Annotated in this window: 27 protein-coding genes; 21 read left to right on the top strand and 6 right to left on the bottom strand. The window is 68.0% G+C overall.

Going from position 1 to position 26,438, the window contains the following annotated elements:
- Window positions 1-70: 70 nt before the first annotated feature.
- The 4 genes from C8258_RS22250 to C8258_RS22265 all read left to right on the top strand — a co-directional run bounded on the left by C8258_RS22250 (window position 71) and on the right by C8258_RS22265 (window position 5,627).
- Entirely contained in the window at window positions 71-808 is a 738-nt protein-coding gene (locus tag C8258_RS22250; RefSeq protein ID WP_106956929.1) for a phosphoglyceromutase, read from the top strand.
- 424 nt (window positions 809-1,232) lie between these two features.
- Window positions 1,233-3,284, top strand: coding sequence for a CocE/NonD family hydrolase (locus tag C8258_RS22255; protein ID WP_106956867.1), 2,052 nt, complete (start codon window positions 1,233-1,235; stop codon window positions 3,282-3,284).
- Window positions 3,285-3,690: 406 nt separating this feature from the next.
- On the top strand, window positions 3,691-4,941 hold the full coding sequence (locus C8258_RS22260; RefSeq protein WP_030516180.1) for a cell wall metabolism sensor histidine kinase WalK: 1,251 nt from the start codon (window positions 3,691-3,693) through the stop codon (window positions 4,939-4,941).
- On the top strand, window positions 4,938-5,627 hold the full coding sequence (locus C8258_RS22265; protein ID WP_030516181.1) for a response regulator transcription factor: 690 nt from the start codon (window positions 4,938-4,940) through the stop codon (window positions 5,625-5,627). The genes C8258_RS22260 and C8258_RS22265 overlap by 4 nt, the downstream gene beginning before the upstream one ends.
- Before the next feature lie 102 nt (window positions 5,628-5,729).
- Here C8258_RS22265 and C8258_RS22270 read toward each other — a convergent pair whose 3' ends face one another.
- From C8258_RS22270 to C8258_RS22280, 3 genes are all read right to left on the bottom strand, one after another.
- Entirely contained in the window at window positions 5,730-6,044 is a 315-nt protein-coding gene (locus C8258_RS22270) for a hypothetical protein (protein ID WP_143860062.1), read from the bottom strand.
- Window positions 6,045-6,122: 78 nt separating this feature from the next.
- Window positions 6,123-6,746 carry an NADPH-dependent FMN reductase gene (locus tag C8258_RS22275; RefSeq protein ID WP_106956868.1) on the bottom strand — a complete coding sequence of 208 codons (624 nt, stop codon included), beginning with the start codon at window positions 6,744-6,746 and terminating at the stop codon, window positions 6,123-6,125.
- A 24-nt stretch (window positions 6,747-6,770) separates the two neighbouring features.
- Window positions 6,771-7,610 carry a hypothetical protein gene (locus C8258_RS22280; RefSeq protein WP_106956930.1) on the bottom strand — a complete coding sequence of 280 codons (840 nt, stop codon included), beginning with the start codon at window positions 7,608-7,610 and terminating at the stop codon, window positions 6,771-6,773.
- Window positions 7,611-7,777: 167 nt separating this feature from the next.
- Here C8258_RS22280 and C8258_RS22285 point away from each other — a divergent pair, with 167 nt between their 5' ends.
- The 9 genes from C8258_RS22285 to C8258_RS22325 all read left to right on the top strand — a co-directional run bounded on the left by C8258_RS22285 (window position 7,778) and on the right by C8258_RS22325 (window position 16,311).
- A complete protein-coding gene (locus C8258_RS22285; protein ID WP_106956869.1) occupies window positions 7,778-8,773 on the top strand; it encodes a Ppx/GppA phosphatase family protein in 996 nt (331 codons plus the stop codon).
- 36 nt (window positions 8,774-8,809) lie between these two features.
- Window positions 8,810-10,471, top strand: coding sequence for a hypothetical protein (locus tag C8258_RS22290; RefSeq protein ID WP_106956870.1), 1,662 nt, complete (start codon window positions 8,810-8,812; stop codon window positions 10,469-10,471).
- Between the two features lie 50 nt (window positions 10,472-10,521).
- The gene (locus C8258_RS22295; RefSeq protein WP_106956871.1) at window positions 10,522-11,385 is read left to right on the top strand and encodes a sugar phosphate isomerase/epimerase; all 864 of its coding nucleotides are present in this window, start codon (window positions 10,522-10,524) and stop codon (window positions 11,383-11,385) included.
- A gap of 193 nt (window positions 11,386-11,578) precedes the next feature.
- Window positions 11,579-12,409: a thioesterase family protein gene (locus C8258_RS22300; RefSeq protein WP_063012643.1), complete on the top strand. Its 831-nt coding sequence runs from the start codon at window positions 11,579-11,581 to the stop codon at window positions 12,407-12,409.
- Window positions 12,410-12,481: 72 nt separating this feature from the next.
- Window positions 12,482-13,300: a pyrroline-5-carboxylate reductase gene (gene proC / locus C8258_RS22305; RefSeq protein ID WP_106956872.1), complete on the top strand. Its 819-nt coding sequence runs from the start codon at window positions 12,482-12,484 to the stop codon at window positions 13,298-13,300.
- Window positions 13,301-13,467: 167 nt separating this feature from the next.
- A complete protein-coding gene (locus C8258_RS22310) occupies window positions 13,468-13,695 on the top strand; it encodes a helix-turn-helix domain-containing protein (protein ID WP_030516190.1) in 228 nt (75 codons plus the stop codon).
- Between the two features lie 231 nt (window positions 13,696-13,926).
- Window positions 13,927-14,028: a 30S ribosomal protein bS22 gene (locus tag C8258_RS22315; RefSeq protein WP_003402602.1), complete on the top strand. Its 102-nt coding sequence runs from the start codon at window positions 13,927-13,929 to the stop codon at window positions 14,026-14,028.
- 193 nt (window positions 14,029-14,221) lie between these two features.
- A complete protein-coding gene (locus tag C8258_RS22320; protein WP_106956873.1) occupies window positions 14,222-15,304 on the top strand; it encodes an NAD-dependent epimerase/dehydratase family protein in 1,083 nt (360 codons plus the stop codon).
- A complete protein-coding gene (locus C8258_RS22325) occupies window positions 15,301-16,311 on the top strand; it encodes a lysophospholipid acyltransferase family protein (RefSeq protein WP_106956874.1) in 1,011 nt (336 codons plus the stop codon). The genes C8258_RS22320 and C8258_RS22325 overlap by 4 nt, the downstream gene beginning before the upstream one ends.
- A gap of 75 nt (window positions 16,312-16,386) precedes the next feature.
- On the opposite strand, the gene C8258_RS22330 is transcribed toward C8258_RS22325, so the two are convergent.
- Window positions 16,387-17,424 carry an HAD family hydrolase gene (locus C8258_RS22330; RefSeq protein ID WP_369974802.1) on the bottom strand — a complete coding sequence of 346 codons (1,038 nt, stop codon included), beginning with the start codon at window positions 17,422-17,424 and terminating at the stop codon, window positions 16,387-16,389.
- Window positions 17,425-17,505: 81 nt separating this feature from the next.
- On the bottom strand, window positions 17,506-17,766 hold the full coding sequence (locus C8258_RS22335; RefSeq protein ID WP_036505996.1) for a glutaredoxin family protein: 261 nt from the start codon (window positions 17,764-17,766) through the stop codon (window positions 17,506-17,508).
- 353 nt (window positions 17,767-18,119) lie between these two features.
- Here C8258_RS22335 and C8258_RS22340 point away from each other — a divergent pair, with 353 nt between their 5' ends.
- The 4 genes from C8258_RS22340 (at window position 18,120) to C8258_RS22355 (ending at window position 23,006) form a co-directional block, all read left to right on the top strand.
- Window positions 18,120-18,995 carry a redox-sensing transcriptional repressor Rex gene (locus tag C8258_RS22340; protein ID WP_106956932.1) on the top strand — a complete coding sequence of 292 codons (876 nt, stop codon included), beginning with the start codon at window positions 18,120-18,122 and terminating at the stop codon, window positions 18,993-18,995.
- Window positions 18,992-20,380, top strand: a complete 1,389-nt coding sequence (locus tag C8258_RS22345; RefSeq protein ID WP_036505994.1) for a glutamyl-tRNA reductase — start codon at window positions 18,992-18,994, stop codon at window positions 20,378-20,380. The genes C8258_RS22340 and C8258_RS22345 overlap by 4 nt, the downstream gene beginning before the upstream one ends.
- A gap of 62 nt (window positions 20,381-20,442) precedes the next feature.
- Window positions 20,443-21,447, top strand: coding sequence for a hydroxymethylbilane synthase (hemC, locus tag C8258_RS22350; protein WP_039781255.1), 1,005 nt, complete (start codon window positions 20,443-20,445; stop codon window positions 21,445-21,447).
- The gene (locus tag C8258_RS22355) at window positions 21,444-23,006 is read left to right on the top strand and encodes a bifunctional uroporphyrinogen-III C-methyltransferase/uroporphyrinogen-III synthase (protein WP_036505992.1); all 1,563 of its coding nucleotides are present in this window, start codon (window positions 21,444-21,446) and stop codon (window positions 23,004-23,006) included. Before hemC ends, C8258_RS22355 begins: the two co-directional genes overlap by 4 nt.
- 19 nt (window positions 23,007-23,025) lie before the next feature.
- On the opposite strand, the gene C8258_RS22360 is transcribed toward C8258_RS22355, so the two are convergent.
- Window positions 23,026-23,295, bottom strand: coding sequence for a hypothetical protein (locus C8258_RS22360; protein ID WP_039781183.1), 270 nt, complete (start codon window positions 23,293-23,295; stop codon window positions 23,026-23,028).
- Between the two features lie 329 nt (window positions 23,296-23,624).
- On the opposite strand from C8258_RS22360, the gene hemB reads away from it, so the two are divergent.
- The 4 genes from hemB to C8258_RS22380 all read left to right on the top strand — a co-directional run bounded on the left by hemB (window position 23,625) and on the right by C8258_RS22380 (window position 26,368).
- A complete protein-coding gene (gene hemB / locus C8258_RS22365) occupies window positions 23,625-24,602 on the top strand; it encodes a porphobilinogen synthase (RefSeq protein ID WP_039781182.1) in 978 nt (325 codons plus the stop codon).
- Window positions 24,599-25,117, top strand: coding sequence for a hypothetical protein (locus C8258_RS22370; protein ID WP_106956876.1), 519 nt, complete (start codon window positions 24,599-24,601; stop codon window positions 25,115-25,117). Before hemB ends, C8258_RS22370 begins: the two co-directional genes overlap by 4 nt.
- A gap of 358 nt (window positions 25,118-25,475) precedes the next feature.
- Window positions 25,476-26,132, top strand: a complete 657-nt coding sequence (locus tag C8258_RS22375) for a hypothetical protein (RefSeq protein WP_369974803.1) — start codon at window positions 25,476-25,478, stop codon at window positions 26,130-26,132.
- Window positions 26,129-26,368 carry a hypothetical protein gene (locus C8258_RS22380; protein WP_143860068.1) on the top strand — a complete coding sequence of 80 codons (240 nt, stop codon included), beginning with the start codon at window positions 26,129-26,131 and terminating at the stop codon, window positions 26,366-26,368. Before C8258_RS22375 ends, C8258_RS22380 begins: the two co-directional genes overlap by 4 nt.
- Window positions 26,369-26,438: the final 70 nt, after the last annotated feature.

Consider the following 26,438-nt stretch of genomic DNA (forward strand, 5'->3'; position numbering starts at 1 on the left):
CGCGGCGGTCGCGAGCGTCCGATCCGGCGCAGCTGAAATTCGCCGGCGCGGCACCGCTAGCATGACCTGCATGACGTACACCCTCGTGTTGCTGCGCCACGGCGAAAGCGAATGGAATGCTCTCAATCTGTTCACCGGCTGGGTGGATGTGCACCTGACCGACAAGGGTGTCGCCGAGGGCAAACGGGCCGGTGAACTGCTGGCCGAGCACGGCATTCTGCCCGATATCGTCTACACCTCGCTGCTGCGCCGGGCGATCAGCACCGCGAATATCGCCCTGGACGCCGCGGATCGGCACTGGATTCCGGTGGTGCGGGACTGGCGGCTCAACGAGCGGCACTACGGCGCGCTGCAGGGGAAGAACAAGGCCCAGATCCGTGATCAGTACGGCGACGACCAGTTCATGATGTGGCGTCGCAGCTACGACACCCCGCCCCCGCCGATCGAGGCCGACAGCGAATACAGCCAGAGCGGCGACGCACGCTACGCCGGTATCGACGTGCCGGCGACCGAATGCCTGAAGGATGTCGTCGCCCGCATGGTCCCGTATTGGGAGTCCACGATTTCCCGCGAAGTGGTGGCCGGAAAGACCGTTCTGGTTGCGGCGCACGGCAATTCACTGCGCGCGCTGGTGAAGCATCTGGACGGGATTTCCGACGAGGATATCGCCGGCCTCAACATTCCCACGGGTATTCCGCTGCGCTACGAACTGGACGAAAATCTGCGCCCGATCGGTCCGGCCGAGTATCTGGACCCCGAGGCGGCAGCCGCGGGTGCGGCCGCGGTCGCGAGCCAGGGCGGTAAATAGACCGGATTCTTCGCACTTTCCGACGCGCCGTGGTCATCGACCGCGGCGCGTCGTCGTATCTCTCGAAGGCGCTGCGTGCGAACGATTTCCGAATGTCGAAGTTCCGCCGGTGCCGCCTGTGAATATGCGATACTCGGCATTCTGTGAGCTGCATCTCTTCTGCCGATTCGTAGCTATCGAATTGCCCATATGGCGGTTCGTATCCCGAATTGCCCTGCCGGTAGTGGCGTCCGGGCCGGTGGGGAGTGGTGTGGATAACTTCCGGTAGGTAAACCGCCGGGCTTTCCGCTGGTCATCGACGTGGATGAGGGGCTGAGAAGTTGAGAGCTTTTCCTTGCAGAAGTTGTAACCGCTGGTTTGCAACTTACTCCGCAGTAGATACACTCTCGGTCGTTCGACCATTTCGAGAGGCGGATCACGTTCGATGAAGTACGCGTTACGCGCCACAGTTGCCGCCGTCGCCGCCGCGGTGACCGTCCCGTTCTTCGCCACTGGAGCCCAGGCCGGACCCGTCGCGACCGGCCCGGACGGTGGCGCCGCCGGCGCGGCGTGGACCGCCACCGAGGACGGCCCGCAGCAGTATCCGAACATCCACATCGACTGGGATGTGCCGATCACCATGAGCGACGGCACGGTGCTGAAGGGCAATGTGTACCGCCCCGCCGATGCCGCCAGCCGCCCGGTCGACACCCGTACCCCGGTCGTCGTGAACATGACGCCCTACACCAAATTGGTGTCGAATCTGGCCGATCACGCGGGCTCGGTTCCGGGTCTGTCCGACGCGCTGCTGGGACTGTTCCGCCAGATCGATATGAGTGGCACCCCGCTGTCCGGGGTCACCGATCTGACCAAGGCCTTCGGCGGCGGCGAGCTCCGCAACTTCTCCGTCGACCGTCAGCTGATCAAGAGCGGTTACACCCAGGTCGTCGTCGATGTCCGCGGCACCGGCTTCTCGCAGGGCGAATGGGATATGTTGCGGCAGCGCGAGCAGCGCGACACCGTCGAGGTGATCGACTGGGCGTCGCGGCAACCGTGGTCGGACGGCAAGGTCGGGATGACCGGCATTTCCTACTCGGGCATCAATCAGGTCCAGGTCGCGGAGAAGCAGCCGCCCGCGCTGAAGGCGATCTTCCCGGTGGTGCCCGGCAGCGATCTGGTCGACGATGTGCTGGCCCCCGGCGGCGGCTTCGGCTTCAACTTCATTCCGTTGTGGCTCACCGCGATCAACACCCTCAAATGGGTCCCGGACGTGCAGTCGATCGTGACCGGCAAATTCGACACCGCCTGGCTGAACGACCGGATCAGCGATCCGTACACCTATATGGACGTCCTGCTGAACGCCTACACCAACACCGATATGAACACCCTCGATCCGCGGGTGAAGGACATGTTGAACGACATGTCCGCGCAACGGCAGGCGTGGATCGGTGATCCGGGCCGAATTCAGGTGCCGACCTTCGTCACCGGCGGCTGGCACGATCTGTTCACCTACTCCGAATCCAAGATCTACAACCAGATCCCGCTGCCGCCCGGGCAGAAGCAGCTGTTCATGGGCAACACGTACCACCTCAACTCGGGCAACGAGTACGGCAGGCCCGGCCTGCCGCCGCGGCTGGACGTCCTGCAGCGCGCGTGGTTCGACAAGTGGCTCAAGGGAATCGACAACGGCATCGACACCTACGGTCCGGTGACGCTGCGCGAACAGGGCGGCGGCTGGGTCACCCAGGGCGGTTTCGGGCCGTCGGCGCCGGCCGAGGAGGCGGCGAAGTATCGCCGCATGTACCTGTCCGGTGATCGCAGCGGCACCGCGAACAGTGTCTACGACGGCTCGCTGACCGGTGAATTCACCGGTGCGCCGACGCGTCTGACGGTGGCGCCCGGTTTGACCACGGTGTGCTCCAACGATGCCGCGCAGGCCACCGCCGGCGTGCTCGCGATCATCAACGGCTGCGCCGCGGATTCGCGCATCGCGGAAACCAACGCGCTCACCTTCACCAGTGCGCCGGTCGCGGGCGAGACCACGATCTCGGGCCCGATCGCGGTGCGGCTCAACACGGTTCAGGACGCCGCCGACGGCTACTGGACGGTGACGGTGAACGACGTCGCGCCCGACGGGCAGTCGACGGTGCTGTCCTCGGGACAGTTGATGGCCTCGCTGCGTGAGGTCGACGAGGCGAACAGCGCCCGTTCCGAGAACGGCGACTACACCGATCCGCGGGCCTACACCTCGCTGGACAAGCGCCTGCCCACGGTTCCCGGTGAGGTCACCGAGCTGAATATCGCCCTGCCCGCCACCCGGGCCGTCCTCGCGCCGGGCCATCGGCTGCGGGTGGACGTGTTCGCCGGCAACTTCCCCAAGGGCCTGCCGATCGCGCCGATGCTCGCCGACACCGGCCTGAAACCCGAGCATCTGCAACTGGATCCGAATGCCCCGAGTTTCGTCAACATCCCGGTCAAGGGAGACTCCGGCTGGTGATCCGGTAGGGGACTCCCCGACGGTCCCGGGAACGTACAACGGCGTACGTACCCGGGACTTTTCGTTTTCCGCCGGTGCGCGCGGCGCGTCTCCCGCAGGTGTCCGCGGCGCGGAATTGAGGCGCACCTCACAACCGGCAGGCGCCGCGAGGCCGGGCGACGCGGGCCGACCGACACGCCGGAGGTGTTCACGCGCGGTTCGCGCGGCCTCCAGATGTGCGGTGCCGCAAGGCAAACTGTCCGCGCGACCATTGCCACGCGGCCGAAAACCGCCGGTCGAGGCCGATCCGGGGCTCGGCCAACTTTGTGTGAACACCCGGCCAACGATCGCGGAATCAGCCGTGACCTGCGCGAAACTTCGTCAACCCGGGTTTGGAGTACGTGTCCGCGACCGTACGATTCTCTATGTGAGCGTTCCCCAGGCCGTGCTGCTTGCAGTCCTCGCGGCCGTAGTCGGTCTGGCCGTCGGTGGCCTGGTCATCCCGTACATGAACGCCCGGCAAGCCGAGCGTCGCGCGGCCGAATCCGGCCTGACCATGTCGCAGGTGCTGGATCTGATCGTGCTGGCCTCGGAGAGCGGCATCGCCGTGGTCGACGAATATCGCGACGTGGTGCTGGTCAACCCGCGCGCCGAGGAACTGGGCCTGGTCCGCAACCGGTTGCTGGACGAACGCGCCTGGGCCGCGGTGGAGAAGGTGATCGCGACCGGCGAGGACGTCGAGTTCGACCAGACGCTGAAGAATCCACTGCCCGGCCGCAACAGCATCGCCGTGCGCGGTGTGGCCCGTCCGCTCTCGCGCGGCGATTCGAACTTCGTCGTGCTGTTCGCCGACGACGACTCCGAACAGGCCCGTATGGAGGCCACCCGCCGCGATTTCGTCGCCAATGTCAGCCACGAGCTCAAGACCCCGGTCGGCGCGATGAGTCTGCTCGCCGAGGCCATGCTGGAGTCGGCCGACGATCCGGATTCGGTGCGGCATTTCGGTCAGCGACTGGTCAGCGAATCGAACCGGATGGGCAAGATGGTCACCGAGCTGATCGCGCTGTCGCGGCTGCAGGGGGCCGAGAAGCTGCCGCAGCTCGAGGCGGTCGACGTCGACACCGTGGTCAATGCCGCGATCGAACGGTCCCGCACCGCCGCCGAGGCCGCCGGAATTACCGTCAGCACCGACGCCAACAGCGGGCTCGAGATACTCGGCGACGAAACTCTGCTCGTGACGGCACTGTCGAATCTGGTCGAGAATGCGATCAACTATTCGCCGAAGGGTTCGCACGTGTCGGTGAGCCGTTCGCTGCGCAACGGCCACGTCAATATCGCGGTCACCGATCGCGGCATCGGTATCGCCAAGGAAGACCAGGAACGGGTTTTCGAACGTTTCTTCCGCGCGGACAAGGCGCGTTCGCGCGCCACCGGCGGAACCGGACTCGGGCTGGCTATCGTCAAGCACGTGGCCGCCAATCACAATGGGGAAATCACGTTGTGGAGCAAATTGGGTACCGGTTCCACGTTCACGCTGCGTATTCCCGCGGTCGAATCCGGCAACCAGAATTCCGCCGCCCCGGCGGAGAGGAAGAGCCCCACCGCAATCGGGGTGGGCAAGAACGACGACGGTCCGCGCCGGCGGACCGGACAAAACGGTGTGGAGGCAACCCGATGACCAGTGTGTTGATCGTCGAGGACGAGGAGTCGCTGGCCGATCCGCTCGCGTTCCTGCTGCGCAAGGAGGGCTTCGAGGTCACGGTCGTGGGCGACGGGCCATCCGCGCTGTCGGAATTCGACCGCTCCGGCGCCGATATCGTGCTGCTGGATCTGATGCTGCCCGGGATGAGCGGCACCGATGTGTGCAAGCAGCTGCGCACCCGCAGCAGTGTGCCGGTGATCATGGTGACCGCGCGCGACAGCGAGATCGACAAGGTGGTCGGCCTGGAACTGGGCGCCGACGACTACGTCACCAAGCCGTACTCCTCACGGGAACTGATCGCCCGCATCCGGGCGGTGCTGCGCCGCGGCGCCGGCGAGGAGATGGACGGGTCCGGCGAGAGCGGCGTGCTCGAGGCCGGCCCGGTGCGCATGGATGTGGATCGCCACACCGTGCAGGTCAACGGCAAGTCGGTGACGCTGCCGCTGAAGGAATTCGACCTGCTCGAATACCTGCTGCGCAATTCCGGCCGGGTGCTGACCCGCGGCCAGCTGATCGACCGCGTCTGGGGCGCCGATTACGTCGGCGACACCAAGACGCTGGACGTCCACGTCAAGCGGCTGCGGTCGAAGATCGAGGCCGATCCGGCCAAGCCCGAACATCTGGTGACCGTGCGCGGGCTCGGGTACAAGCTCGAGGCCTGATCCCGCCGGAAACGAAGCCGCGGAAACGAGAAAGCCGCGAGGCCCGACGGGTCTCGCGGCTTTTCCGTATCGACTTGTCGAATCGACGTCGGCTGCCGTCGGCTAGACGACGTGCACCCACGCGGTGCCGATCTGCGGCAGCTCCTGCTTCTGCAGCTGGAACCAGCCGAAGTCGTCACGCTGCCAGCAGTCGTCCAGCGGCGCGGTGTCGTCGTGGCACGCGATCGGGCGAGAGGTGCCGTAGGGGCTCACGATGACCTGCTTGCCGTTTTCCTTCGCGGACAGCACCGCCGGGTCGTTGTAGACGACGAAGTTGTCGTTCTGCAGCGAGTAGTGCGCCGGATCGGTGGCGGGGTCGGCGTGCGCGGCGGGAGCCAGCGTCAGGGCCGCACCGGCGGCGAGTGCTGCAGTAGCCAAGAATTTCCTCATCATGGCTTATGCCTATCACGGGTATGTGAAGCGCGCATGGCGAGGCGATGACCGTACAGAGATACTTCACAATTCCCGCGACGCGGCCGCGGCCGAAAGATAGGCGCCGATCGCGGCGACGGATTCGGCGAGAGCCTGTCGCACCGTCGCGTCCGCGATCGTTCCGTCGGCGCCGACCATGCTGCCCAGCACCGTCATTCGCCGGCACGCGGATTCGATTTCCACCGCGCCGACGTATCCGAGCACCGTGCGCAGCGATGTGATCGCACCTTCACCGCGACCGGGGGCCGCCACCGAAATCCAGGCCACCGGTTTCTCGTGCAGATCCGCGGCCCCGACGGTCCACTCCAGCAGATTCTTCAGGCTGCCGGGAATGAAGCCGGCGTATTCGGGCGCGCAGAACACCACGGCATCGGCGGCCGCGAGTCGCTCGCGCAACGCGCGCACCGCCGGCGGGGCGGGTTGATCGCCGGGAACGAAGGCCGGAATATCGACCAATCCGGTGAACAATTCCGCGGTGCATTCCGGTGCGGCGATTTCGGCGAAGGTGCGCAACGCGGCGGTGTTGGTGGATCCCGGCCGGGTACTTCCGGAAATCAACAGGATTCGAGGTGCGGCGGGGCGTGATACTGCCGCCGCGGTCTCGGCGACGGAGGACTCGGATGCCGGCGTATCCGGCGCAATACCCATATTCGTACGAAATGGGTTGGCGGATCAGATATTCCCGGCCGGGTCGGTTTCCGCTTTCTCGCGGGCGGCGGTCGTGGCCGGATGCACCGCGATCAGTCCCAGCCCTTCGCGCCGGCGGCAGTGCCGGGCGAGTTCGTCGTAGGCCGGCTGCCCGATCAATTCGATCAGTTCGGGGGCGTAGGACTGCCAGACCGGGCGGCTGCCGACATGCGCGTCGGGCGAACCCGAGCAGTACCAGTGCAGGTCCAGGCCACCCGGGCCCCAGCCGCGCCGGTCGTATTCGGTGATGGTGGTGCGCAGGATCTGTTCGCCGTCGGGCCGGTCGACCCAGTCCTGGGTGCGCCGGATCGGCAGCTGCCAGCACACCTCGGGTTTCACCGTCAGCGGCTCGATGCCCTTGCGCAGGGCCATCGTGTGCAGGGCGCAGCCGATGCCGCCGGCGAAGCCCGGACGGTTGAGGAAGATGCAGGCGCCCTCGTAGCGGCGAGTGCGGATGGCCGGCTCGTCGTCGAGTTCGTCCTCTTCCAGATACAGCTTCTTGCGGATCTTGCCGTCGCGGTCGCGCGCCTCGTCCATCAGTTGCCAGTCCTGCGGCGTGAGCATCTTCACGGCCTTGGCCAGCTTCTTGCGATCGTCGTCGTCGCTGAGGAAGGCGCCGTGCGAACAGCAGCCGTCGTCCGGGCGGCCCTCGATGATGCCCTGGCATGCCGGCGTGCCGAAGACACAGGTCCAGCGCGACAGCAGCCAGGTGAGGTCGGCCGCGATCAGATGCTCGGCATTTGCCGGATCGACGAATTCGATCCACTCCCGCGGAAAGTCGAGATCGACCTCCGGTGCCGGATCGATCTTCGCAGCTGGTCGCAGCCCGGTCGGCGCCGTGTCCGGCGTGAGGGGGGTGGGCGCGGATGCTCCTGCGGTCACATCGCCAGACGCTAACAGCTTCCCCGCCCGAGCCCCACTCCCGGGCTGGTGGGACGGGGGAGTTCGGATTCGTCCTCCGGTGCTCGCACCGACCCCGGTACCGTATTCATGTGCGGCTCGGTGTTCTCGATGTGGGAAGTAATACCGTCCACCTGCTCGTGGTGGACGCGCATCGGGGTGGGCACCCGATGCCGATGAGCTCGACGAAGGCCACGCTGCGGCTGTCGGAGAATATGGACGACGCGGGCTGCATCACGCCCGAGGGCGCGGCCAAGCTCACCAAGACGATCACCGAATTCGCGAGTATCGCAAAGACTTCCGGCTGCGTGGAGCTGATGCCGTTCGCGACCTCGGCGCTGCGGGAGGCGGCCAATTCCGACGATGTGCTGGCCCAGGTCCGCTCGCGCGCGGGTATCGATCTGCGGGTGCTGTCGGGTGTCGACGAGGCCCGGCTGACATTCCTGGCGGTGCGGCGCTGGTACGGGTGGAGTGCGGGGCGCATCCTGAATCTCGACATCGGCGGGGGATCGCTCGAGATGAGCAACGGCTGCGACGAGGCGCCCGATGCGGCGCTGTCGTTGCAGTTGGGCGCGGGCCGGCTGACCAGAGACTGGCTCAACGGCGATCCGCCGGGTAAGCGGCGGGTGGCGGTGCTGCGGGACTGGCTCGACGCCGAGTTGGTGATCCCGGCCAAACAACTGCTGGAGGTCGGACGCCCGGATCTGGCGGTGGGCACCTCGAAAACCTTCCGCTCGCTGGCCCGGCTGACCGGAGCCGCCCCTTCGGCCGCGGGACCGCGCGTGCGGCGTAGTCTCACCAGTTCCGGTCTGCGGCAGTTGATCGCATTCATTTCTCGGATGACCGCCGCCGATCGCGCAGAATTGGAAGGTGTCAGTTCCGACCGGTCCCAGCAATTGGTGGCCGGCGCGCTCGTGGCGGAGGCGAGTATGCGGGCATTGTCCCTCGATACGCTCGAAATCTGCCCGTGGGCGCTGCGCGAAGGACTGATCCTGCGCAAACTGGATACCGACCTGGGTACCGACCCGGGTCCGGGTACTACTCGGCCCATCGGAGTGCCGGGCCCGACCGAGGCCGTATCGGGATGATCGATTCGGGCAGCGGTCTATCGGAAAGGAGCCGGCATGAGTGAGGATTCGACCCAGCTGTCGGTCGCCGAACTGCTGGCGCGCAACGGCCAGGGAGTTCCGGCGTCGGGCGGCGGACGGCGCCGCAGAGGCGGACGCGGCATCGCGGTCACCGACCTGACCGGCGACCTGCCGGCGGTCCGGGAGGGTTCCTCCTCGCACGCCGCCCCGGAGGCCGAGCCGGATCCGGAACCGATGCCCGACTTCCAGCTCTCGGTACCCGGGTACGAAGCCGAATCACCGCTGTCCGGCCCGATCAGTTTCTACGATCCCCTGGCCGCCGCTCCGGAGGCGCCGAGCGCGCCGAACTCCTGGGACTCGCCGGGATACGGGGCGACCGGCTTACCGCCCGCCTCGTTCGAATCGCCGGGCGGATACGGCTCGTCGCCCGAGTTCGGCGCGGCCCCCGGATACGGCGCTCCCGGATACGACGCCCAGCCCGATTCCACCCGGCACGCCGCGCCGGAGGGCGCGCCCGCCCCGTACGGCGTGGATTCCGCGCCGGCGCCCACCGGCCGCCGCGCCCGCCGCGAACTGCGGGAGGCGCTGGCCGAGCGGGAGGCGGCGGGTTCGTTCGCCGCCCCGGAGGCGCCGGTGGATTCGGGCCGCGCCGGGCGCCGGCATCGGCCGGAGCCCGACGAGCGCAACACCGTGATGGTGCCGCCGTTCCGCGGCGGAATGGGAACCGACGCCACGCCGCCGACTACTGCCTGGGCGCCGCCGCGCCCGCCCGAAACTCCTTCGCCGCCTCGCGAATTCGGTGCTCCGGCAGGCCGCGAATTCGGTGCCCCCGAGTACCCCACCCCGGGCCGCGCGGATCTGCCGCGCCGCAACGGTGTGAAGCCGGGGCGCGACAGGGCCGATGCCCCCGACGGTCCCGCGGGCGGTCGCAACGGCGCCGACGCGGGCCGGGCTCTCCCCGCGTGGTCGGCCCGGCGGCGGCCGGGTGCTCCGGTTTCGGCTCCCCGTGATTTCGACGAATCCGGACCGGGCGGCCACGAGGACGAGCCGGCCGAGGATCGGTCGCCGGGATGGTCGCTGGCCGCTTCCGAGCAGCCGCTGCTGTCCGGACAGACCGTTGCCGGAGATCTGCTGCGCGATGCCGGAGCTCGTGAGGAGCGGCGCGAAGCCGCAGCGCGCCGGGATCGCGGGCCGCGCCGCGGGGTCATCGATCTGCTCGATCCGGCCGAGGCGCGCACCGAGTTCTACGCACCGGTCGAACTCGACGAACCCGAGGACGACTACGACGACGATCTGCTCGACGACGAGGAGATCGAGGCCGCCCCGCGCCGGCGCCGGGCCGCCCCGCGCGGATTCTCGGCGCGCGGATTCTCGCTGCGCGACAAACTGCCGCAGCTGAGCCGGCCGGCTCCGCGCCGTGGATCGGTCGAGGACCTGAATCGCCGGCAGTGGATGATCCTGGGCGGCCAGGCCGTCGGTGCTGCGGTCGCGGGAATGTTGCTGTTCAAGGGCTTCGAGCAGATGTGGGACATCATGCCGTTCGTGGCCCTGGTGCTGGCGATGGTCGTGATCCTCGGTCTGGTCGCGCTGGTTCGCGTACTGCGCCGCACCGACGACATCCTCAGCACGGTGATCGCGGTCGTTGTGGGCATCTTCGTGACGCTCGGACCGCTAGCCTTTCTTCTCAGCACGAACTGAGCAGGGAGCAGCAAGTGGGGTACAGCGGTCAGGTGGGGCCCACCGTTCAGGTGGGATTGTCGACGGCGTCGGTCTATCCGGAGAACACCGAGGCGGCGTTCCGGTACGCCGCCGACTTGGGTTACGACGGCGTGGAATTGATGGTCTGGGCCGAACCGGCCAGCCAGAACATCGCCACCGTCCAGTCGTATGTGCGCCGGTACTCGGTGCCCGTGCTGGCGGTGCACGCGCCCTGTCTGCTCATTTCGCAGCGGGTGTGGGGCGCCGATCCGGTGGCCAAGCTCGAACGCAGTGTGCGGGCCGCGGAGGCGCTGGGGTCGGCGACGGTGGTGGTGCATCCGCCCTTCCGCTGGCAGCGGCGCTATGCGGAGGGCTTCGCGCAGCAGGTGGGCGAACTCGAGGACAGCAGTCCGGTCGTGGTCGCGGTGGAGAACATGTTCCCCATGCGCGCCGACACGCTGTTCGGGCGCCGCTCCGGCTCGGCGCGCCGGCTGGAACGCCGTGGTGGACCGGGACTTTCCGTCACCGCGTTCAGTCCGTCCTACGATCCGACCGACACCGGCTTCCGGCACTACACCCTGGATCTGTCGCACACCGCGACCGCCGGAATGGACGCGCTGACATTGGCCGACCGTATGGGCAGCGGTCTGGCGCATTTGCACCTGGCCGACGGGCGCGGCGCCGCGCACGACGAACACCTGATCCCCGGCGAGGGTGCACAGCCCTGTGTGGAAGTGTGTGAAACGTTGGTGCGCAACGGTTTCCATGGTCATGCCGTGATCGAGGTGAACACCCAGAACGCGCGGACCACCGCCGACCGCGCGGCGATGCTCGGGCGGTCGCTGCGGTTCGCCCGCACCCATCTGAACAATCTGCAGCCGGTGCCGGGGCGGGAACCGACCCGACAGCGTTGATCGGCCTCCGCCCGGCACCGCTCGGCCCGTACAGCTTCGTCACACCCGGTAGGGAATCGAGCGACCTTCCGGCAGACTTATACGGTGTACGAGCCGGGCCGGAACCGGCTGGGCCCACGGAGAGGAGCGGCGGGTGACGGAACTGGCGGTCGAGACGGTACGACCGGAGTTGGACGACGCACCGTTCAGCCGGGTGTGCGCGGTGACCGAGGTGGAGGCTTCCGCGGAGCTCGCGCGCTATCGCGGCGTCATCGATCCGGTGTGGACGATCGGCAAGAAACTGCACGGCGGGACCATGATCGCCTCGTCGGCGGCCGCCGCCACCACCCGGTTGCGCACCACGCACCCCGATCTGGCCGAGATGTTCCCGATCGCGGCGAGCACCGATTTCCTCGGCGCCCCCGATCCCGGCGAGGTCGAGTACGAGGTCCGTATCCGCAAGACGGGCCGCCAGATCTGCCTGGTCGACGCCGATCTGGTCCAGGGTGGCCGCACGCTGGTGCATTCGGCGTTCACCTTCGGTCACCTCGACGACGCCGAACCGGCCTATCGGCGCGAGACCGTGGCGGATATGCCGCCGGAGCCACCCGCCGACGCCCTGGGGTACGACGCGCCGGATTCTCCGATGGGCCGGTTGGTCAACGTCGCACGGGGCGCGTCGGTGGCGATCGATCCGTCCTGGGCGCGGTTCCTTTCCGGCGAGCAGGGCGAGCCGCGGCTGCGGCTGTGGATCCGTCCGCGCGCCGGTGACGGCAGCGATCCGGACGTCGCCGCCTATTTCGCCATGATGGCGGGCGATATGAGCCCGCCGGTGCCGATGAATATGGGCCGGTTCGGCTGGGCGCCGACCGTGCAGCTCACCACCTACCTGCGGCGGCGTCCCGCGCCGGGCTGGCTGCGGGTCATCGCGACCGCCCACGAGATCGGTGAGCGCATGTTCGACGAGGATCAGCTGGTGCTCGACAGCACGGGCGCGGTGGTGGCGCAGACCCGCCAGCTCGCGCTGATTCCCCTGCCGCGCTGATTCGCTGCCTCGCCGGCCCCCTGATCGCCCCTGCCCCGCATCGCTCGCCGCGCACGGATAGCCTTGGGCCTCATGACGAGAATTGCGGTGATCGGTGGCGGACGGATCGGCGAGGCGTTGATTGCCGGGCTGCTCGAGGCCGGGCGACCGGGTAAGGATCTGGTCGTGGTCGAGACGGTGACGGCCCGCGCGCAGGTGTTGAGCGAGCGGTTCGGTATCCGGGTCACCGACAGTCTGGCCGAGGCCGCGGCGGGCGCGGATGTGCTGGTGGTCGCGGTGAAGCCGCACGATGTCGACGCCGTGCTGACCGAACTCGGCAAACTCGAACTCGACAACGACCGCGATCAGATCCTGGTGTCGCTGGCCGCCGGTGTGACCACCGCGCGGGTGGAGTCGAAGTTGCCCGCCGGATTCCCGGTGGTGCGGGTCATGCCGAACACCCCGATGCTGGTCGGCCAGGGCATGAGCGCGATCGCGGCCGGACGCTACGCCAAATCCGCCGAGCTGGATACGGTCTCGGAACTGCTGGGCGCGGTCGGCAAGGTCGTCACCGTCGCCGAGAGCCGGATGGACGCGGTGACCGCGGTGTCCGGTTCCGGGCCCGCGTACTTCTTCCTGGTGGTCGAGGCCATGGTGGAGGCCGGTGTCGGCCTCGGCCTGACTCGGGACGTGGCCACCGAGCTGGTGGTGCAGACCATGCTCGGCTCGGCGGCGCTGCTGGAGGAATCCGGCCAGGATGCCGCGGAGTTGCGTGCCGCGGTGACTTCGCCGGCGGGGACGACCGCGGCGGCCGTGCGCGAGCTCGAGCGCGGCGGCGTGCGCTCGGCGTTCTGGGAGGCGCTGCACGCGGCCAAGCGCCGCTCGGTCGAACAGGGGGCGACCGGCGAGTAACCGCGCGGTGGCCGCCGGGTGTGACGTGACATCCGCTGGTGACACTGCTATTTCTCCCACCCGTCGCAGCAATCCCACTGGTCACGCTAAGCTCGAGGGAGCACGTGCGTGTCTGTTCCGCCGGTGGGGAAGCCGGCGGCGCGGACGTGCCGGAGGTCAGTGGCGCAATGATGTCTGGAAACAGCTCTGCGAGTTCCGGTCCTGTCATCGGCGGTGGAGGAACACAGTTCCTCACCGTTGCCGAGGTGGCGAATCTGATGCGGGTTTCCAAGATGACGGTGTATCGGCTGGTTCACTCGGGAGAACTACCCGCTGTCAGAGTCGGTCGATCGTTCCGGGTACACGCCAAGGCGGTACACGACTACCTGCAGACGTCGTACTTCGACGCCGGGTAGTCGGGGTGTGCACGCCGGTCGGCGGTGTCGGCGACCGGGCACATCGGTGCCCGTTTCGTTCGCCGTGGGTTGGCCCGGTACGATGAACCACCGTTGTGTTACCCGCTGCCGATCTGGGTCAGGTCGGGAGCTGAACACTGGTTGCCAGGCGGCCGCCGAGCGAACCGGAAGATGGGCGTACGTAACCGGCGTGCGTGCCGAGGGTAGAGAGAGAACGCGAGGAACAACCCTATGGGTTCTGTGATCAAGAAGCGCCGTAAGCGGATGTCGAAGAAGAAGCACCGCAAGCTGCTTCGCCGTACGCGCGTGCAGCGTCGCAAACTCGGCAAGTAAGTCTTACACGCTGGAAATTAGCTGAAAGCCCGCCACCGTTTCAGGTGGCGGGCTTCAGCATTTGTTTCCGGTGACTGAAGTCATCGTTAGATCCTGGTAAATACTGTCGGCCACCTCCGTAACAGCCGCTACTCTGGTTAACGGAACTAGCCAAAGCAGGGGTGCACAGGTGGGATTCGGCGTGGGTTCAGATATGCGGGACGGGCGTACGGCTGGCCGCAATGACCAGCCGCCAACAGTCGTCCTCGTCACGGGCGCGAGCCGCTTCTTCGGCGGCAATGTCGTCACCCGGCTGGCGGCCGATCCCGCGATCGAACGCGTCATCGCGGTCGATGCCCGCCTGCCCAGCCGGGATCTGCTGCGCCGGATGGGGCGCGCCGAGTTCGTCCGCGCCGATATCCGAAATCCGTTGATCCGCAAGGTGATCGACGGAAACAACGTCGACACCGTGGTGCACCCCTCCGTGCTCTCCCGCCCGCCCGCGGGCGGCGGCCGCGCGGCGATGAAGGATTACAACGTCTTCGGCGCCATGCAGCTGATGGCGGTCTGTCAGAAGGCGCCCAGCGTGCGCCGCGTCGTGCTCCGGTCCTCCTCGGCGGTGTACGGTTGCGGTCCGAAGGATCCGGCGAAATTCACCGAGGAAATGAGCGCGCGCACGCCGCCGAAGGGCTGGTTCGCGCGCGATATGATCGAGGTCGAGGGATTCGTCCGTGGAATGGCGCGTCGGCGTCCGGATATCGCCGCGACGATCCTTCGATTTCCACCGATTGTGGGGCCGCGTCTGGCGGGCCGGGGTGTGCAGTATTTTCGCTCCCCGATCACGCCGACGATCTTCGGTCGCGACCCCCGTATGCAGCTGTTGCACGAAGAGGACGCGATCGCGGCGCTGGCGCACGCGGCGCATTCCGCACCGGGCGGCACGTTCAACGTCGCCGGGGACGGGTCGCTGGCTTTGTCGCAGGCCATCCGTCGCGCGGGTCGCGTCGAACTACCGGTGCCGATGAGTGTTTTCCGGACGGTCGGCCGGTCGTTCATGGGCCCGGTGATGCGTGAGTTCACCACCGAGCAGATCGACTACTTCCACTACGGCTGTGGATTGGACACCACGAGAATGCGCACCGAACTCGGCTTCGCACCGCGCTGGACGACGGTGCAGGCGTTCGACGACTTCATCGGGGGCGCAGCGTTGCGGCCCGTCATAGATCCGCACTGGATCGACGCTGCAGAACACAGACTCCTCGGCCTCGTCGGGGCCGGGACGGGAGCACATCGATGAACGACGTGGCCAAAGTCATTCACCTGCACGAGACGGATTTCGAGGCCCGGCAGCGCCCGGCATCGCGGCGCTGGCCCGGGGAGTCGGCCCTGCAGCCGGTGACCTCGTTGACCGAGCGGCTGGCCGAATCGGCGCCGCCGCGCTCGCTGGGTGATCTGGTGCGGGGTGCGGTGGCCGACGGTATTCGCAATACCGCCGATTTCGCCCGCCGCCGCCTCACCGGGGACTATCAGGTCGACGAATTCGGGCGAGACGAACATCTGCTCGAATCGGTCATTCTGCCGACGCTGCGACCACTGTCGGAGCTGTGGTTCCGGGTGGACGTCAACGGTATCGAGAACATTCCGTCCTCTGGTGGTGCGCTGGTCGTCTCCAATCACGCCGGCGTGGTGGCACTGGACGCGCTGATGCTGCAGCTGGCGGTGCACGATCGGCATCCCGCCCATCGGTCGCTGCGATTGCTGGCCGCCGATCTGGTGTTCGAGACACCGGTGGTCGGCGGGCTGGCTCGCAAGGCCGGGCACACTCTGGCCTGCCCGGCAGATGCTGAGCGGCTGCTGCGCTCCGGCGAGGTCGCGGGCGTGTTCCCCGAGGGTTTCAAGGGCATCGGCAAGCCGTATGCGGAGCGCTACAAGTTGCAGCGCTTCGGCCGCGGCGGATTCGTTTCGGCGGCGGTGAAAACGGGTGTGCCGATCATTCCGTGCTCGATCGTCGGGTCCGAGGAGATCTATCCGAAACTCGCCGATATCAAGCCGTTGGCGCGACTGCTCGGATTGCCGTATTTCCCGGTGACTCCGACATTTCCGCATCTGGGACCGCTGGGTGCGATTCCGTTGCCGTCGAAGTGGACCATCGAATTCGGCAAGCCCATCGCGACCGAGGATTACGCGGCGGAGGCGGCCGACGATCCGATGACGATGTTCGAGGTCACCGATCAGGTCCGCGAAACCATCCAGCAGACGCTGTACAAGCTGCTCACCAAGCGGCGCAACCCCTTCACCGGCTGACGCCGAACAGAGCCCGGAGAAATCGAGCCTCCTCGCTGCGGCGAGGAGGCTCGATCGTTTCTGTCCCGGAAAATCTCAGCCGTGCTGTTCGCGCTTGCGGGTGAGCACGGCCGCCGCCGCGCCACCGGCCGCACCCAGCGCCAATGCGGTGGGCACGCCGATCTTGGCGGCCTTGCGGCCGGTGCGGAAATCGCGAATCTCCCAGCCGCGGTTCTTGGCGACCTCGCGCAGGTCCGAATCCGGGTTGATCGCCACCGCGGTACCGGCCAGCGAGAGCATCGGCACGTCGTTGTGGCTGTCGGAATACGCCGTGCAGCGTTTGAGATTGAGACCCTCGCGAATGGCCAGGGTGCGCACCGCATGTGCTTTACCGAGGCCGTGCAGAATATCGCCGACCAGCCGTCCGGTGAAGACGCCGTCCACACTTTCGGCGACGGTGCCCAGCGCGCCGGTCAGCCCGAGGCGTTTCGCGATGACCTGTGCGAGTTCCACCGGCGTCGCGGTGACCAGCCACACCTGCTGCCCGGCGTCCAGATGCATTTGTGCCAGCGCGCGGGTGCCGGGCCAGATCTTGTCGGCGATGATTTCGTCGTAGATTTCCTCGCCGAGGGCGGCGAGTTCGGCGGTCGAGCGGCCGGCGATGAATGACAGCGCTTTTTCCTTACCGCTGGCCATATCGCCCTGGCTTTCCTTGCCGGTGACCCGGAATTTCACCTGCTTCCAGGCCATATCGACGAGGTCGGAAGTCTTGAAATATTTCCGCGCCGCCAGGCCGCGCGCGAAGTGCACGATCGAGGCGCCCTGCACCATCGTGTTGTCCACGTCGAAAAATGCCGCCGCGGTCAGGTCGCGGGGCGGGCGCGCGTGTGGCGGCAATTCCGAATCGGATTCGGCGCCAAAGGTTTCGGCCAATTCCGCGTCGTGCAGTGCGAGGGCCGCGTCTGCGCTGGCCTCACCGGCGAGGTTGGCGCGTACCTCCTCCTCGCTGGGCCCGAACGGGCTGCGCGCGATCCGTGTGAGCTGGTCCGACAGACCCTGTCCCCAGCGCGCCGGGAATTCGCCGAACCTGCCCGCGATGAAGCCCGTCCTCGCATCTTTCGATCGTTCCGGCACCAGTACCTCCGCCTGTTCGCGCGAACACTCCAACATTAGCCGAGCACAGCGTTGTCCCGATGGCTGCTCGGCGATGTGTGCTCAGCGACTCAGATCGGCCCGCAATCGCGGTTCGTCGACGTCGAAGTAGCTGTGTTCACGGCCGTCTAGCAGCACCACCGGCAGCCGGTCGCCGAACTCGGCCCGCAGCGACGGGTCGGTGGCCGCCGCCGCGTCCACATCGACGGTCGCCGGTTCCAGCCCGAAGTCCGCGCAGATGGCGCGCAGTTGCGTCAGTGCGACCGTGCACATACCGCAGCCGTCGCGGGTCAGCAAAGTCACCGAATGCGTGGCAGTACTCATATCGCCATTAAATGCCACGGTGCCGACAGACCTGCGATTAGCCGCGAATCGCCGGATTCGCGCGACGAAATCGCCGGTCCGGCGTGCCTGTACCGAAGCCCGTGCCACGGCCGTTGAATGTGAGCAGGCATTCGTGAAGCCGACGAGTGGAGAGTGACTGAATTCACCGACTTTGTGCAGGGCTTCACAAGCGGTTACGGTGGTGACACGCGACCCGCCTGCTTCTGGCGGCGGACGCAACCGCACCCCCGTGTATCAATACCGATCCGATACCGATGCCTGTGCCCGGTATCGGCGGCGGACCAAGCGAAAACCCGGACACTACCCCCCGGCCGGACGAGGAGCCGAACGACGTGACAGAGCAGCATGAGACGCCAGGTGGCGTCTCCGGCAGAGCTCTGAACAGCGTTTCCGGCAAATCCATCAACAAGGACATCCCGCAGGCGACGGTGACCCGCTTGGCCACCTACCTCCGAGTGCTCGCCGTCCTGGCCGACGAGGGTGTGCTCATCGTATCGAGTGAAGAACTGGCTGTCGCGGCGGGTGTCGGTTCGGCGAAGCTTCGCAAGGATCTATCCTTCCTCGGCCCCAACGGGGTTCGCGGCGTCGGCTACGACGTGGCCAAGCTGCGCAACCGCATCGAGGACGTCCTCGGCTTGGCCGACGGCCATCGCGTGATCCTGGTCGGCGCCGGAAATCTGGGCCGGGCACTGGCCGGTTACGGCGGATTCTCGCGGCGCGGATTCACCATGGTCGGCATCTTCGACAACGATCCCGCGGTGATCGGCGCCTCGGTCGCCGGGCTGCGCGTGCTCGACACCGCCCGGCTGCGGGCCGCGGTCGCCGAACTCGCCCCCACGATCGCGGTGGTCACCGTTCCCGATGCCGCGGCCCAGGGCGTCTGCGACGAACTCGTCGCCGCCGGGGTGCAGTGCATCCTCAGCTTCTCGCCGGTGAACCTCGCGGTTCCGGCCACCGTGGAGGTCCGCCGCGTCGACCTCGCCGTCGAACTGCAGATGCTGTCCTTCGAGCGCGCTCGCAGCGCGGAACTCGAGGCCGCGGAACCGGCCGCGGCCGAGCGCGTCGCCGCGGGGGAGACAGTGCACGCGGTATCCACCCCGATCGGGCGGCGGATGGCCGGACGCGCGGCCCATCAGCCCGCACCCCGCAAGACAACCTCGCATTCGGCAACGGAGCCAACCAGCAAGGGATCGGTGGTCGCACCATGAGCGTGCTTCTCGTCGGAATTTCGCATCGCAGCGCTCCCGTGGCGGTGCTGGAGAAGGTCGCGGTCACCGAGGAGGACCGGCCCAAGCTGACCGATCGCATGCTGGCCTCCCAGCACATTTCCGAGGCGATGATCGTCTCCACCTGCAACCGCGTCGAGATCTACGCCGTGGTCGACGCCTTCCACGGCGGGCTCGCCGAGGTCGGCGATCTGCTGGCCCGGCATTCCGATCTGCCGCTGCCCGAACTGACCAAACACGCCTACGTGCGTTACAGCGAGGCGGCGGCCGAACATCTGTTCGCGGTGGCCAGCGGCCTGGATTCGATGGTCGTCGGCGAGCAGCAGGTGCTCAGCCAGATCCGCTCGGCCTACGCCGCCGCCGATGCCCAGCAGGCCGCCGGGCGCACCCTGCACGAATTGGCCCAGCACGCCCTGCGCGTCGGCAAGCGGGTGCATTCGGAGACCGGGATCGACCGCGCGGGCGCCTCGGTGGTGTCGGTCGCGCTGGATCGCGCCGCGAACGTGCTCGGTGATCTGGCCGGGCGCACCGCGGTCGTGGTCGGCGCGGGCGCGATGGGCGGGCTGTCGGTGGCCCATCTGGCACGGGCCGGAATCGGCAGAATCATCGTGGTCAACCGCACCCTCGAGCGTGCCCAGCGGCTGGCCCACACCGCGACCACCATGCACGGCGCACCGGCGACCGCGATGGAACTGTCGAACCTGGTGAACGCCATGGCCGACGCCGACATCGTCATCACCAGCACCGGCGCGGTCGGTTCGGTGGTGAGCCTGGCCGACGCCCACCGCGCCCTCAACGTCTCCCGCGCCGGACATCAGATGGTGATCTGCGACCTGGGACTGCCGCGCGATGTGGATCCCGCGGTGGCCGGACTGCCCGATATCACCGTCATCGATATGGAGACGCTGCAGCGCGATCCCGCGGCGGGTGCGGCGGCCGACGACACCAGCGCCGCGCGCGCCCTGGTCGCGGAGGAGCTCGCCAAATATCTGTCCGGCCAGCGGATGGCCGAGGTGACCCCGACCGTCGCGGCCCTGCGCCAGCGCGCGGCCGAGGTGGTCGAGGCGGAACTGATGCGGCTGGAATCCAAACTGCCCGATCTCGGCGATCCGCAGCGCGAAGAGGTGGCCCGCACGGTGCGCCGGGTGGTCGACAAACTGCTGCACGCGCCCACGGTCCGGGTCAAGCAGCTGGCCTCGGCGCCCGGCGGCGGCAGCTACGCCGAAGCGCTGCGCGAATTGTTCGAATTGAAACCCGGTGCGGCACAAGCTGTTGCGGCGCCGATGGAAATCGCCACCCTCGGCGGTGAACTGGCCGACGACTTCACCACGAGCCATCTCGGAGACGAACAGGGGCATCCGCAGTGAGCGCTGATACGGCCACCGCATTCGGGGGCGCGGCCACCGGGGTCGACACGCAGGAGCACAACATGACGCGACGCGGCACCACCGACGCCCCGTGGCGGATCGGCACCCGCGGCAGCGTGCTGGCACTGACCCAGGCCGGCACCGTGCGCGACGCGCTGATCGCCACCGGGCAGCACGCCGAACTGGTGATCGTGAAGACGGCGGGCGACCAGTCGTCCGACCCGGTCGAGAAGATCGGTGTCGGGGTGTTCACCGCCGCGCTGCGCGAGGAACTGGCCGCCGGGACCGTCGACATCGCGGTGCACTCCTACAAGGATCTGCCCACCGCGCCGGACCCCCGCTTCACCATCGCCGCGATTCCGCCGCGCGAGGATCCGCGTGACGTCCTGGTCGCCCGGGACGGCCTGGTGCTGGGCGAACTACCCGCCGGATCCCGGGTCGGCACCTCCGCACCGCGGCGTGCCGCCCAGTTGCGCGCACTCGGGCTCGGTCTCGAGATCGTGCCGTTGCGCGGCAATATCGACACCAGACTTCGTAAGGTCGCCGAGGGGGAACTCGACGCCGTGGTCGTCGCGCGGGCCGGGCTGTCCCGCGTGGACCGGCTCGGCTCGGTCACCGAGGCCCTGGAGCCCGTGCAGATGTTGCCGGCACCGGCTCAGGGCGCGCTCGCGGTCGAATGCCGCAGCGAGGAAAGCGATCTCGTCAGCATCCTGTCCACCCTCGACGATCCGGGCAGTCGCGCCACGGTCGTCGCCGAACGCGCGCTGCTCGCCGAACTCGAAGCCGGTTGCACGGCACCGGTCGGTGCGCTCGCCGAAGTCGTCGAATCGCTCGACGACGAGGGCCGCGTGGTGGAGGAACTGTCGCTGCGCGGCGGCGCGGCGGCGATCGACGGCTCGGATGTCATCCGGGCCTCGGCGGTCGGCTCGCTCGCGAACGCAGAGCAGCTGGGCCGCGATCTGGCGCGTGAGCTCCTGGAGCTGGGGGCGCGCGACCTGCTGGCCGGCGAGGTATCCGCCGGCGCGTCCGACTTCACCAATCCCAGCCCGATGGAGAACAAGCCATGAGCCGAGCCACCAAGAAACATCCCGGTCGGATTCTGTTCGTCGGGTCGGGTCCTGGTGACCCGGCGCTGCTCACGGTCCGCGCCCGCGAGGTGCTGGGACGAGCGCGCCTGGCGTTCACCGATCCCGATGTCGACAAGGGCGTGCTGGCCATGATCGGCACCGCCGTCGAGCCGGGGCCCGACGGGGAATCCGCGGTCGACGTGCGCCCCGCGCTGGGCGAGCCGGCCGAGGTCGCGAAGACGTTGGTCCACGAGGCCCGCGCCGGACACGATGTGGTGCGGCTGGTCTCCGGCGACCCGATGACCACCGATTCGGTGATCTCCGAGGTCAACGCCGTCACCCGGTCGCATATGAACTTCGAGGTGCTGCCCGGGCTGCCGTCGGCGACCACGGTGCCGGCGTATGCCGGTATCGCGCTCGGCTCCTCGCACACCGAGGTCGACGTGCGTGGCGAGGTCGACTGGGCCTCTGTCGCCGCCGCCCCCGGCCCGTTGGTGCTGCACGCCACCTCCGGCCACCTGGCCGAGACCGCGAGCGCGCTGGTCGAGCACGGCCTCGCCCCGCAGACCCCGGTCGCGGTGACCGTGCGGGGCACCACCCGGCAGCAGCGCACCATCGAGGCGACGCTGGCCACCCTGAACTCCGCCGCCTCGGAGCTGGTCGGACCGCTCGTGGTCACGGTCGGCAAGGAGGTCGAGAAGCGCTCCAAGATGTCGTGGTGGGAGTCGCGGGCGTTGTACGGCTGGACCGTGCTGGTGCCGCGCACCAAGGAGCAGGCCGGTGAGATGAGCGAGAAGCTCGTCATGCACGGCGCCATCCCGATGGAAGTTCCGACCATCGCCGTCGAGCCGCCGCGCAGCCCCGCGCAGATGGAGCGCGCGGTCAAGGGCCTGGTCGACGGTCGTTACCAGTGGGTGGTGTTCACCTCCACCAACGCCGTGCGCGCGGTGTGGGAGAAGTTCGGCGAATTCGGTTTGGACGCACGGGCTTTCTCCGGTGTGAAGATCGCGTGCGTCGGTGAGGCGACCGCCGACAAGGTGCGCTCGTTCGGTATCAATCCCGAACTGGTGCCCAGCGGTGAGCAGTCCTCGGAGGGTCTGCTGGCCGACTTCCCGCCCTACGACGATGTTTTCGACCCGGTCAACCGCGTGCTGCTGCCGCGCGCCGATATCGCCACCGAAACGCTGGCCGAGGGTCTGCGCGACCGCGGTTGGGAGATCGACGATGTCACCGCGTATCGCACCGTGCGGGCCTCGCCGCCGCCGGCCGAAACGCGGGAGATGATCAAGACCGGCGGCTTCGACGCCGTGCTGTTCACCTCCTCGTCCACGGTCCGGAATCTGGTCGGTATCGCCGGAAAGCCGCACGCGCGCACCATCGTTGCCTGTATCGGCCCCAAAACCGCCGAAACGGCTATCGAATTCGGTTTGCGCGTGGATGTGCAACCCGAGATCGCCCAGGTCGGCCCGCTGGTCGACGCCCTGGCCGAACACGCCGCCCACCTGCGCGCCGAGGGCCTGCTGCCCCCGCCGCGCAAGAAGAGCCGCCGCAGCCGCTGAGCGGCTGAGTGGGAGACCCTCACACCCGCCGGACGCGCATGAGGTCGCGGACGAGGCTGCAGGTCTTGTTCGAGGGCGGGCGGATGCCGACGACCTCGGCGGTGTGCCGGATGGTCTGGTTGTCGGCGAGGTTGGCGCGGTAGACGCCGGAGTCGAGCAGGGCGATGGCCAGCCGCATGGCCTTCAGCCTGCGGTTGTGCATGACGTACCAGGAGCGCGGCCGTCCGGCCGGTAGAGGCTGTTTCAGCAGCGGCGCGTAGGGATCGATGATCGTCGGTGCGGTGGGCATGAGAATCCTCCCCTCGGATGGAGATTCGCCGGGTCGTCGGTGGACGGAATCGAAGGCGGGACGGATATGGGCAGTCCGTCCCACCGCCGATCGATCGGTCGTGCGCCGTGGGCAGTAGCGCGCTACCGAGGCCGGTTCGACTGTTGACGAATCCCCTCGAACACATCTTCGATTCTACCGGAGGGCACCGACAAAAACCGGGCCCCGCAACGGGTTTCGGCCCGCGGCCGGATCGCCCGCGCGTCGCCCGGAATTTGCCGGCTGTGATCCGCGCCAATCGGCCGGGAGGTGCCTGGGAGCCGGGCTTTCGCGCGGCGTATCGTGCGGTTATGACCGGAATGGACCGCCCGCGGCGGTTGCGTCGTACCCCCGCGATGCGTCGCCTCGTCGCCGAAACCACCTTGGAACCAAGGCAATTGGTACTGCCCATGTTCGTCGCCGACGGACTGGCCGAACCGCGCGAGATCAGTTCGATGCCCGGCGTGTACCAGCATTCGATGGATTCGCTGCGCAAGGCCGCGGCGGAGGCGGTCGGCGCGGGCGTCGGCGGGCTCATGCTGTTCGGCGTACCGCGCCCGGAGGACAAGGACGCGGTGGGCAGCCAGGCCAGTGCCCCGGACGGCATTCTCAATCGCGGCCTGCGCGCGCTGACCGAGGAGGTCGGCGGCGACACCGTCGTGATGGCCGATACGTGTCTGGACGAATTCACCGATCACGGGCACTGCGGGGTGCTGGCCGGCGACGGCTCCGTCGACAACGACGCGACTCTGGACCGCTACGTCGAGATGGCGCTGGCCCAAGCCGAGGCGGGCGCCGAACTGCTGGGCACCAGCGGCATGATGGACGGCCAGGTCGGCGCGATCCGCGCGGGTCTGGATGCCGCCGGCCACATCGACGCCGGGATCCTCGCCTACGCGGCCAAATACGCTTCGGCGTTCTACGGCCCGTTCCGCGAGGCCGTCGGATCGTCGCTGCAGGGCGATCGCCGCACCTATCAGCAGGATGCCGCGAATCGGCGTGAATCGCTGCGCGAACTCGAGCTGGACCTGGCCGAGGGCGCCGACATCGTGATGGTCAAACCGGCCATGTCGTATCTCGACATCCTGCGTGACGTCGCCGATCATTCGCCGGTTCCGGTCGCGGCGTATCAGATCTCCGGCGAGTACGCGATGATCACGGCCGCGGCCGAACGCGGCTGGATCGACCGCCGCGGCGCCATCCTCGAATCGCTTCTCGGCATCCGCCGGGCGGGCGCGGATATCGTGCTGACCTACTGGGCCACCGAGGCCGCGCACTGGCTGTCGTGAATCCGGCGACAATGCCGGCCGAGCCCGGCATCCGAACCAGACCCGAAGATGTGCGCACCGCCTGCCAGCTGTGGTGGGCCGTGGTCGCGCTCGGGGTGTTGCGGCTGATCCTCGGCGCGGTCGACCGTCTCGGTAATCGTCGCCAGGTCGCCCAGGACTTCTACGACCAGCTGCACGGCGAGCGGCCCGACTTCAGCGTTGCGCAGATGGAGCTCGTGGTCTCGATTCTCGAGGTGCTGGTCCTCACCTACGGCCTGGCAGTCGGGATCGGCGCGGTGGCCGTGGTGCACGAGCTCGGTCGCGGGCGACTGTGGGCGCGCACGGTTGCCGATGTGGCGACCGTGGTGCTGGTGCTCGGCGCCGTCGGGTCGATGTTCGGACTCGGGGCGGTCGTGGGCGGCCCGGCGGTGCTGATCGGGGCCGCGGCGATATTACAGGCGGTCCTGGCCTGCGGAGCTGTATTCCTCTGCCGCAGAAAGGAATCCGAGGCTTTCTTCCGAGCGAACGGCCGCTGAGACGCGAGGCCGAATTTGTCGCGTGCCGACCGGGATGTATGGTGAGGGTTGTCACAGATAGCTCGGGAACTGAAAGTCGTTGGTTGTGCGTTGCTCTTCGGATGTGGTTTTTCGGTCGGTGGTCGCATCGATCGGTCACCGCGATGAGAGCGCAGCACGGATGGCTTCGGTGGATCGGAGACATCGATGCGCGTGGTGATTCAGCAGCGACAAAGCATTCGACGCGATGTTCTGGTGATGGGACTGCTGCTGCTTCTCGCACTGCTCACCCTCGCCGGACTGCTGCTCCCGGGGAAGGTCGGCTGACTCCGCCGCCACCCGCTCGGTCCGGCACGCGCGTCGTATTCGGAGGTCTTGCGTGAGCGACGCCCAACCCACCGCCGCGGTGCGGCCGGATTCCGTGCTGTTCGGCGAGCCCGGCGCCCGCTGGCGAACGGTCGCCTACGGCCCGCTGCTCTGCCTGCTGGTGCTGATCCTGGAACTGGCGCTGCGGCGCGGCCCGGTGCACTGGTTCGGTCTCACCTTCTGCGCGATTCTGCTCGCCGGATTCGTGACTCTGCAGGTCGTGGCGGGAAAACGCCACGTCAGCGTCGAACTCACCGACTCCGCGCTGCGCGAGGGCACCGAAACGCTGCCGCTGGAGTCGATCGCGCGGGTCTTTCCCGAACACGACGAGGAATCGTGGGACGACGATCCCTGGGAGTCGGCCCGCGCACTGGGTGAACTGACCGGAGTGCCGCGCCGCCGCCGCGGTATCGGCCTGAAATTGCGCGACGGCGCCATGGTGCAGGCCTGGGCGCGCGATCATCAGCAGTTGCGCGCCGAGTTGAGCGCCGCACTCGAGCGGCTCGCCGAGGAATCGGCTCCCGCGGCGAAGAAGTCCGCGGACACTCCGGCGAAGGAGTCCGCGGCCGTGCTCGCGGCGAGCGCCGGCGATGCGGAGAATTCGGTGGTGGCGTCCGGTTCGGACAGCCAGGGCGACGTGGGGTCCGAGGGCAAGGAGGGTGTCGCGTGATGCGCCGGCTGTGGATCCTGCTCGATCTGGTGCTGGTCGTGGCCTGCGCGGTAGCCGCCGTGCCCATCTGGCGGCACGGTGTGCACCGGACCTGGTTCGCGGCGGTGGGAGATCAGCCTGCCTTCGAATCCACTCACTACGCCGGTCCGTGGCTGGCGCTGGCCACGGTACTGGTCGCCGCCGCGGGACTCGCGGCCATCGATCTGGTGGTGCGGTGCGCGGTGCGCCCGCGCTGAAACGCCTGTTCCCCACAGCCGCACCCGTTTTCGCCGCGCGCCGTCCGATAGCGGATCGAGTGTTGTGGGT

This window comes from Nocardia sp. MDA0666 (genome assembly GCF_003023875.1).
Classification (GTDB): Bacteria; Actinomycetota; Actinomycetes; order Mycobacteriales; family Mycobacteriaceae; genus Nocardia; species Nocardia aobensis.

Excerpts from the sequence above, each read along its gene's own strand:
- C8258_RS22320 (WP_106956873.1), top strand. The coding sequence starts at position 14,222 with ATGCGGGACGGGCGTACGGCTGGCCGCAATGACCAGCCGCCAACAGTC.
- hemB (WP_039781182.1), top strand. The coding sequence starts at position 23,625 with ATGACCGGAATGGACCGCCCGCGGCGGTTGCGTCGTACCCCCGCGATG.
- C8258_RS22345 (WP_036505994.1), top strand. The coding sequence starts at position 18,992 with ATGAGCGTGCTTCTCGTCGGAATTTCGCATCGCAGCGCTCCCGTGGCG.
- C8258_RS22290 (WP_106956870.1), top strand. The coding sequence starts at position 8,810 with ATGAGTGAGGATTCGACCCAGCTGTCGGTCGCCGAACTGCTGGCGCGC.
- hemC (WP_039781255.1), top strand. The coding sequence starts at position 20,443 with ATGACGCGACGCGGCACCACCGACGCCCCGTGGCGGATCGGCACCCGC.
- C8258_RS22310 (WP_030516190.1), top strand. The coding sequence starts at position 13,468 with ATGATGTCTGGAAACAGCTCTGCGAGTTCCGGTCCTGTCATCGGCGGT.
- C8258_RS22315 (WP_003402602.1), top strand. The coding sequence starts at position 13,927 with ATGGGTTCTGTGATCAAGAAGCGCCGTAAGCGGATGTCGAAGAAGAAG.
- proC (WP_106956872.1), top strand. The coding sequence starts at position 12,482 with ATGACGAGAATTGCGGTGATCGGTGGCGGACGGATCGGCGAGGCGTTG.
- C8258_RS22250 (WP_106956929.1), top strand. The coding sequence starts at position 71 with ATGACGTACACCCTCGTGTTGCTGCGCCACGGCGAAAGCGAATGGAAT.
- C8258_RS22325 (WP_106956874.1), top strand. The coding sequence starts at position 15,301 with ATGAACGACGTGGCCAAAGTCATTCACCTGCACGAGACGGATTTCGAG.
- C8258_RS22355 (WP_036505992.1), top strand. The coding sequence starts at position 21,444 with ATGAGCCGAGCCACCAAGAAACATCCCGGTCGGATTCTGTTCGTCGGG.
- C8258_RS22335 (WP_036505996.1), bottom strand. The coding sequence starts at position 17,766 with ATGAGTACTGCCACGCATTCGGTGACTTTGCTGACCCGCGACGGCTGC.
- C8258_RS22360 (WP_039781183.1), bottom strand. The coding sequence starts at position 23,295 with ATGCCCACCGCACCGACGATCATCGATCCCTACGCGCCGCTGCTGAAA.
- C8258_RS22275 (WP_106956868.1), bottom strand. The coding sequence starts at position 6,746 with ATGGGTATTGCGCCGGATACGCCGGCATCCGAGTCCTCCGTCGCCGAG.
- C8258_RS22255 (WP_106956867.1), top strand. The coding sequence starts at position 1,233 with ATGAAGTACGCGTTACGCGCCACAGTTGCCGCCGTCGCCGCCGCGGTG.
- C8258_RS22265 (WP_030516181.1), top strand. The coding sequence starts at position 4,938 with ATGACCAGTGTGTTGATCGTCGAGGACGAGGAGTCGCTGGCCGATCCG.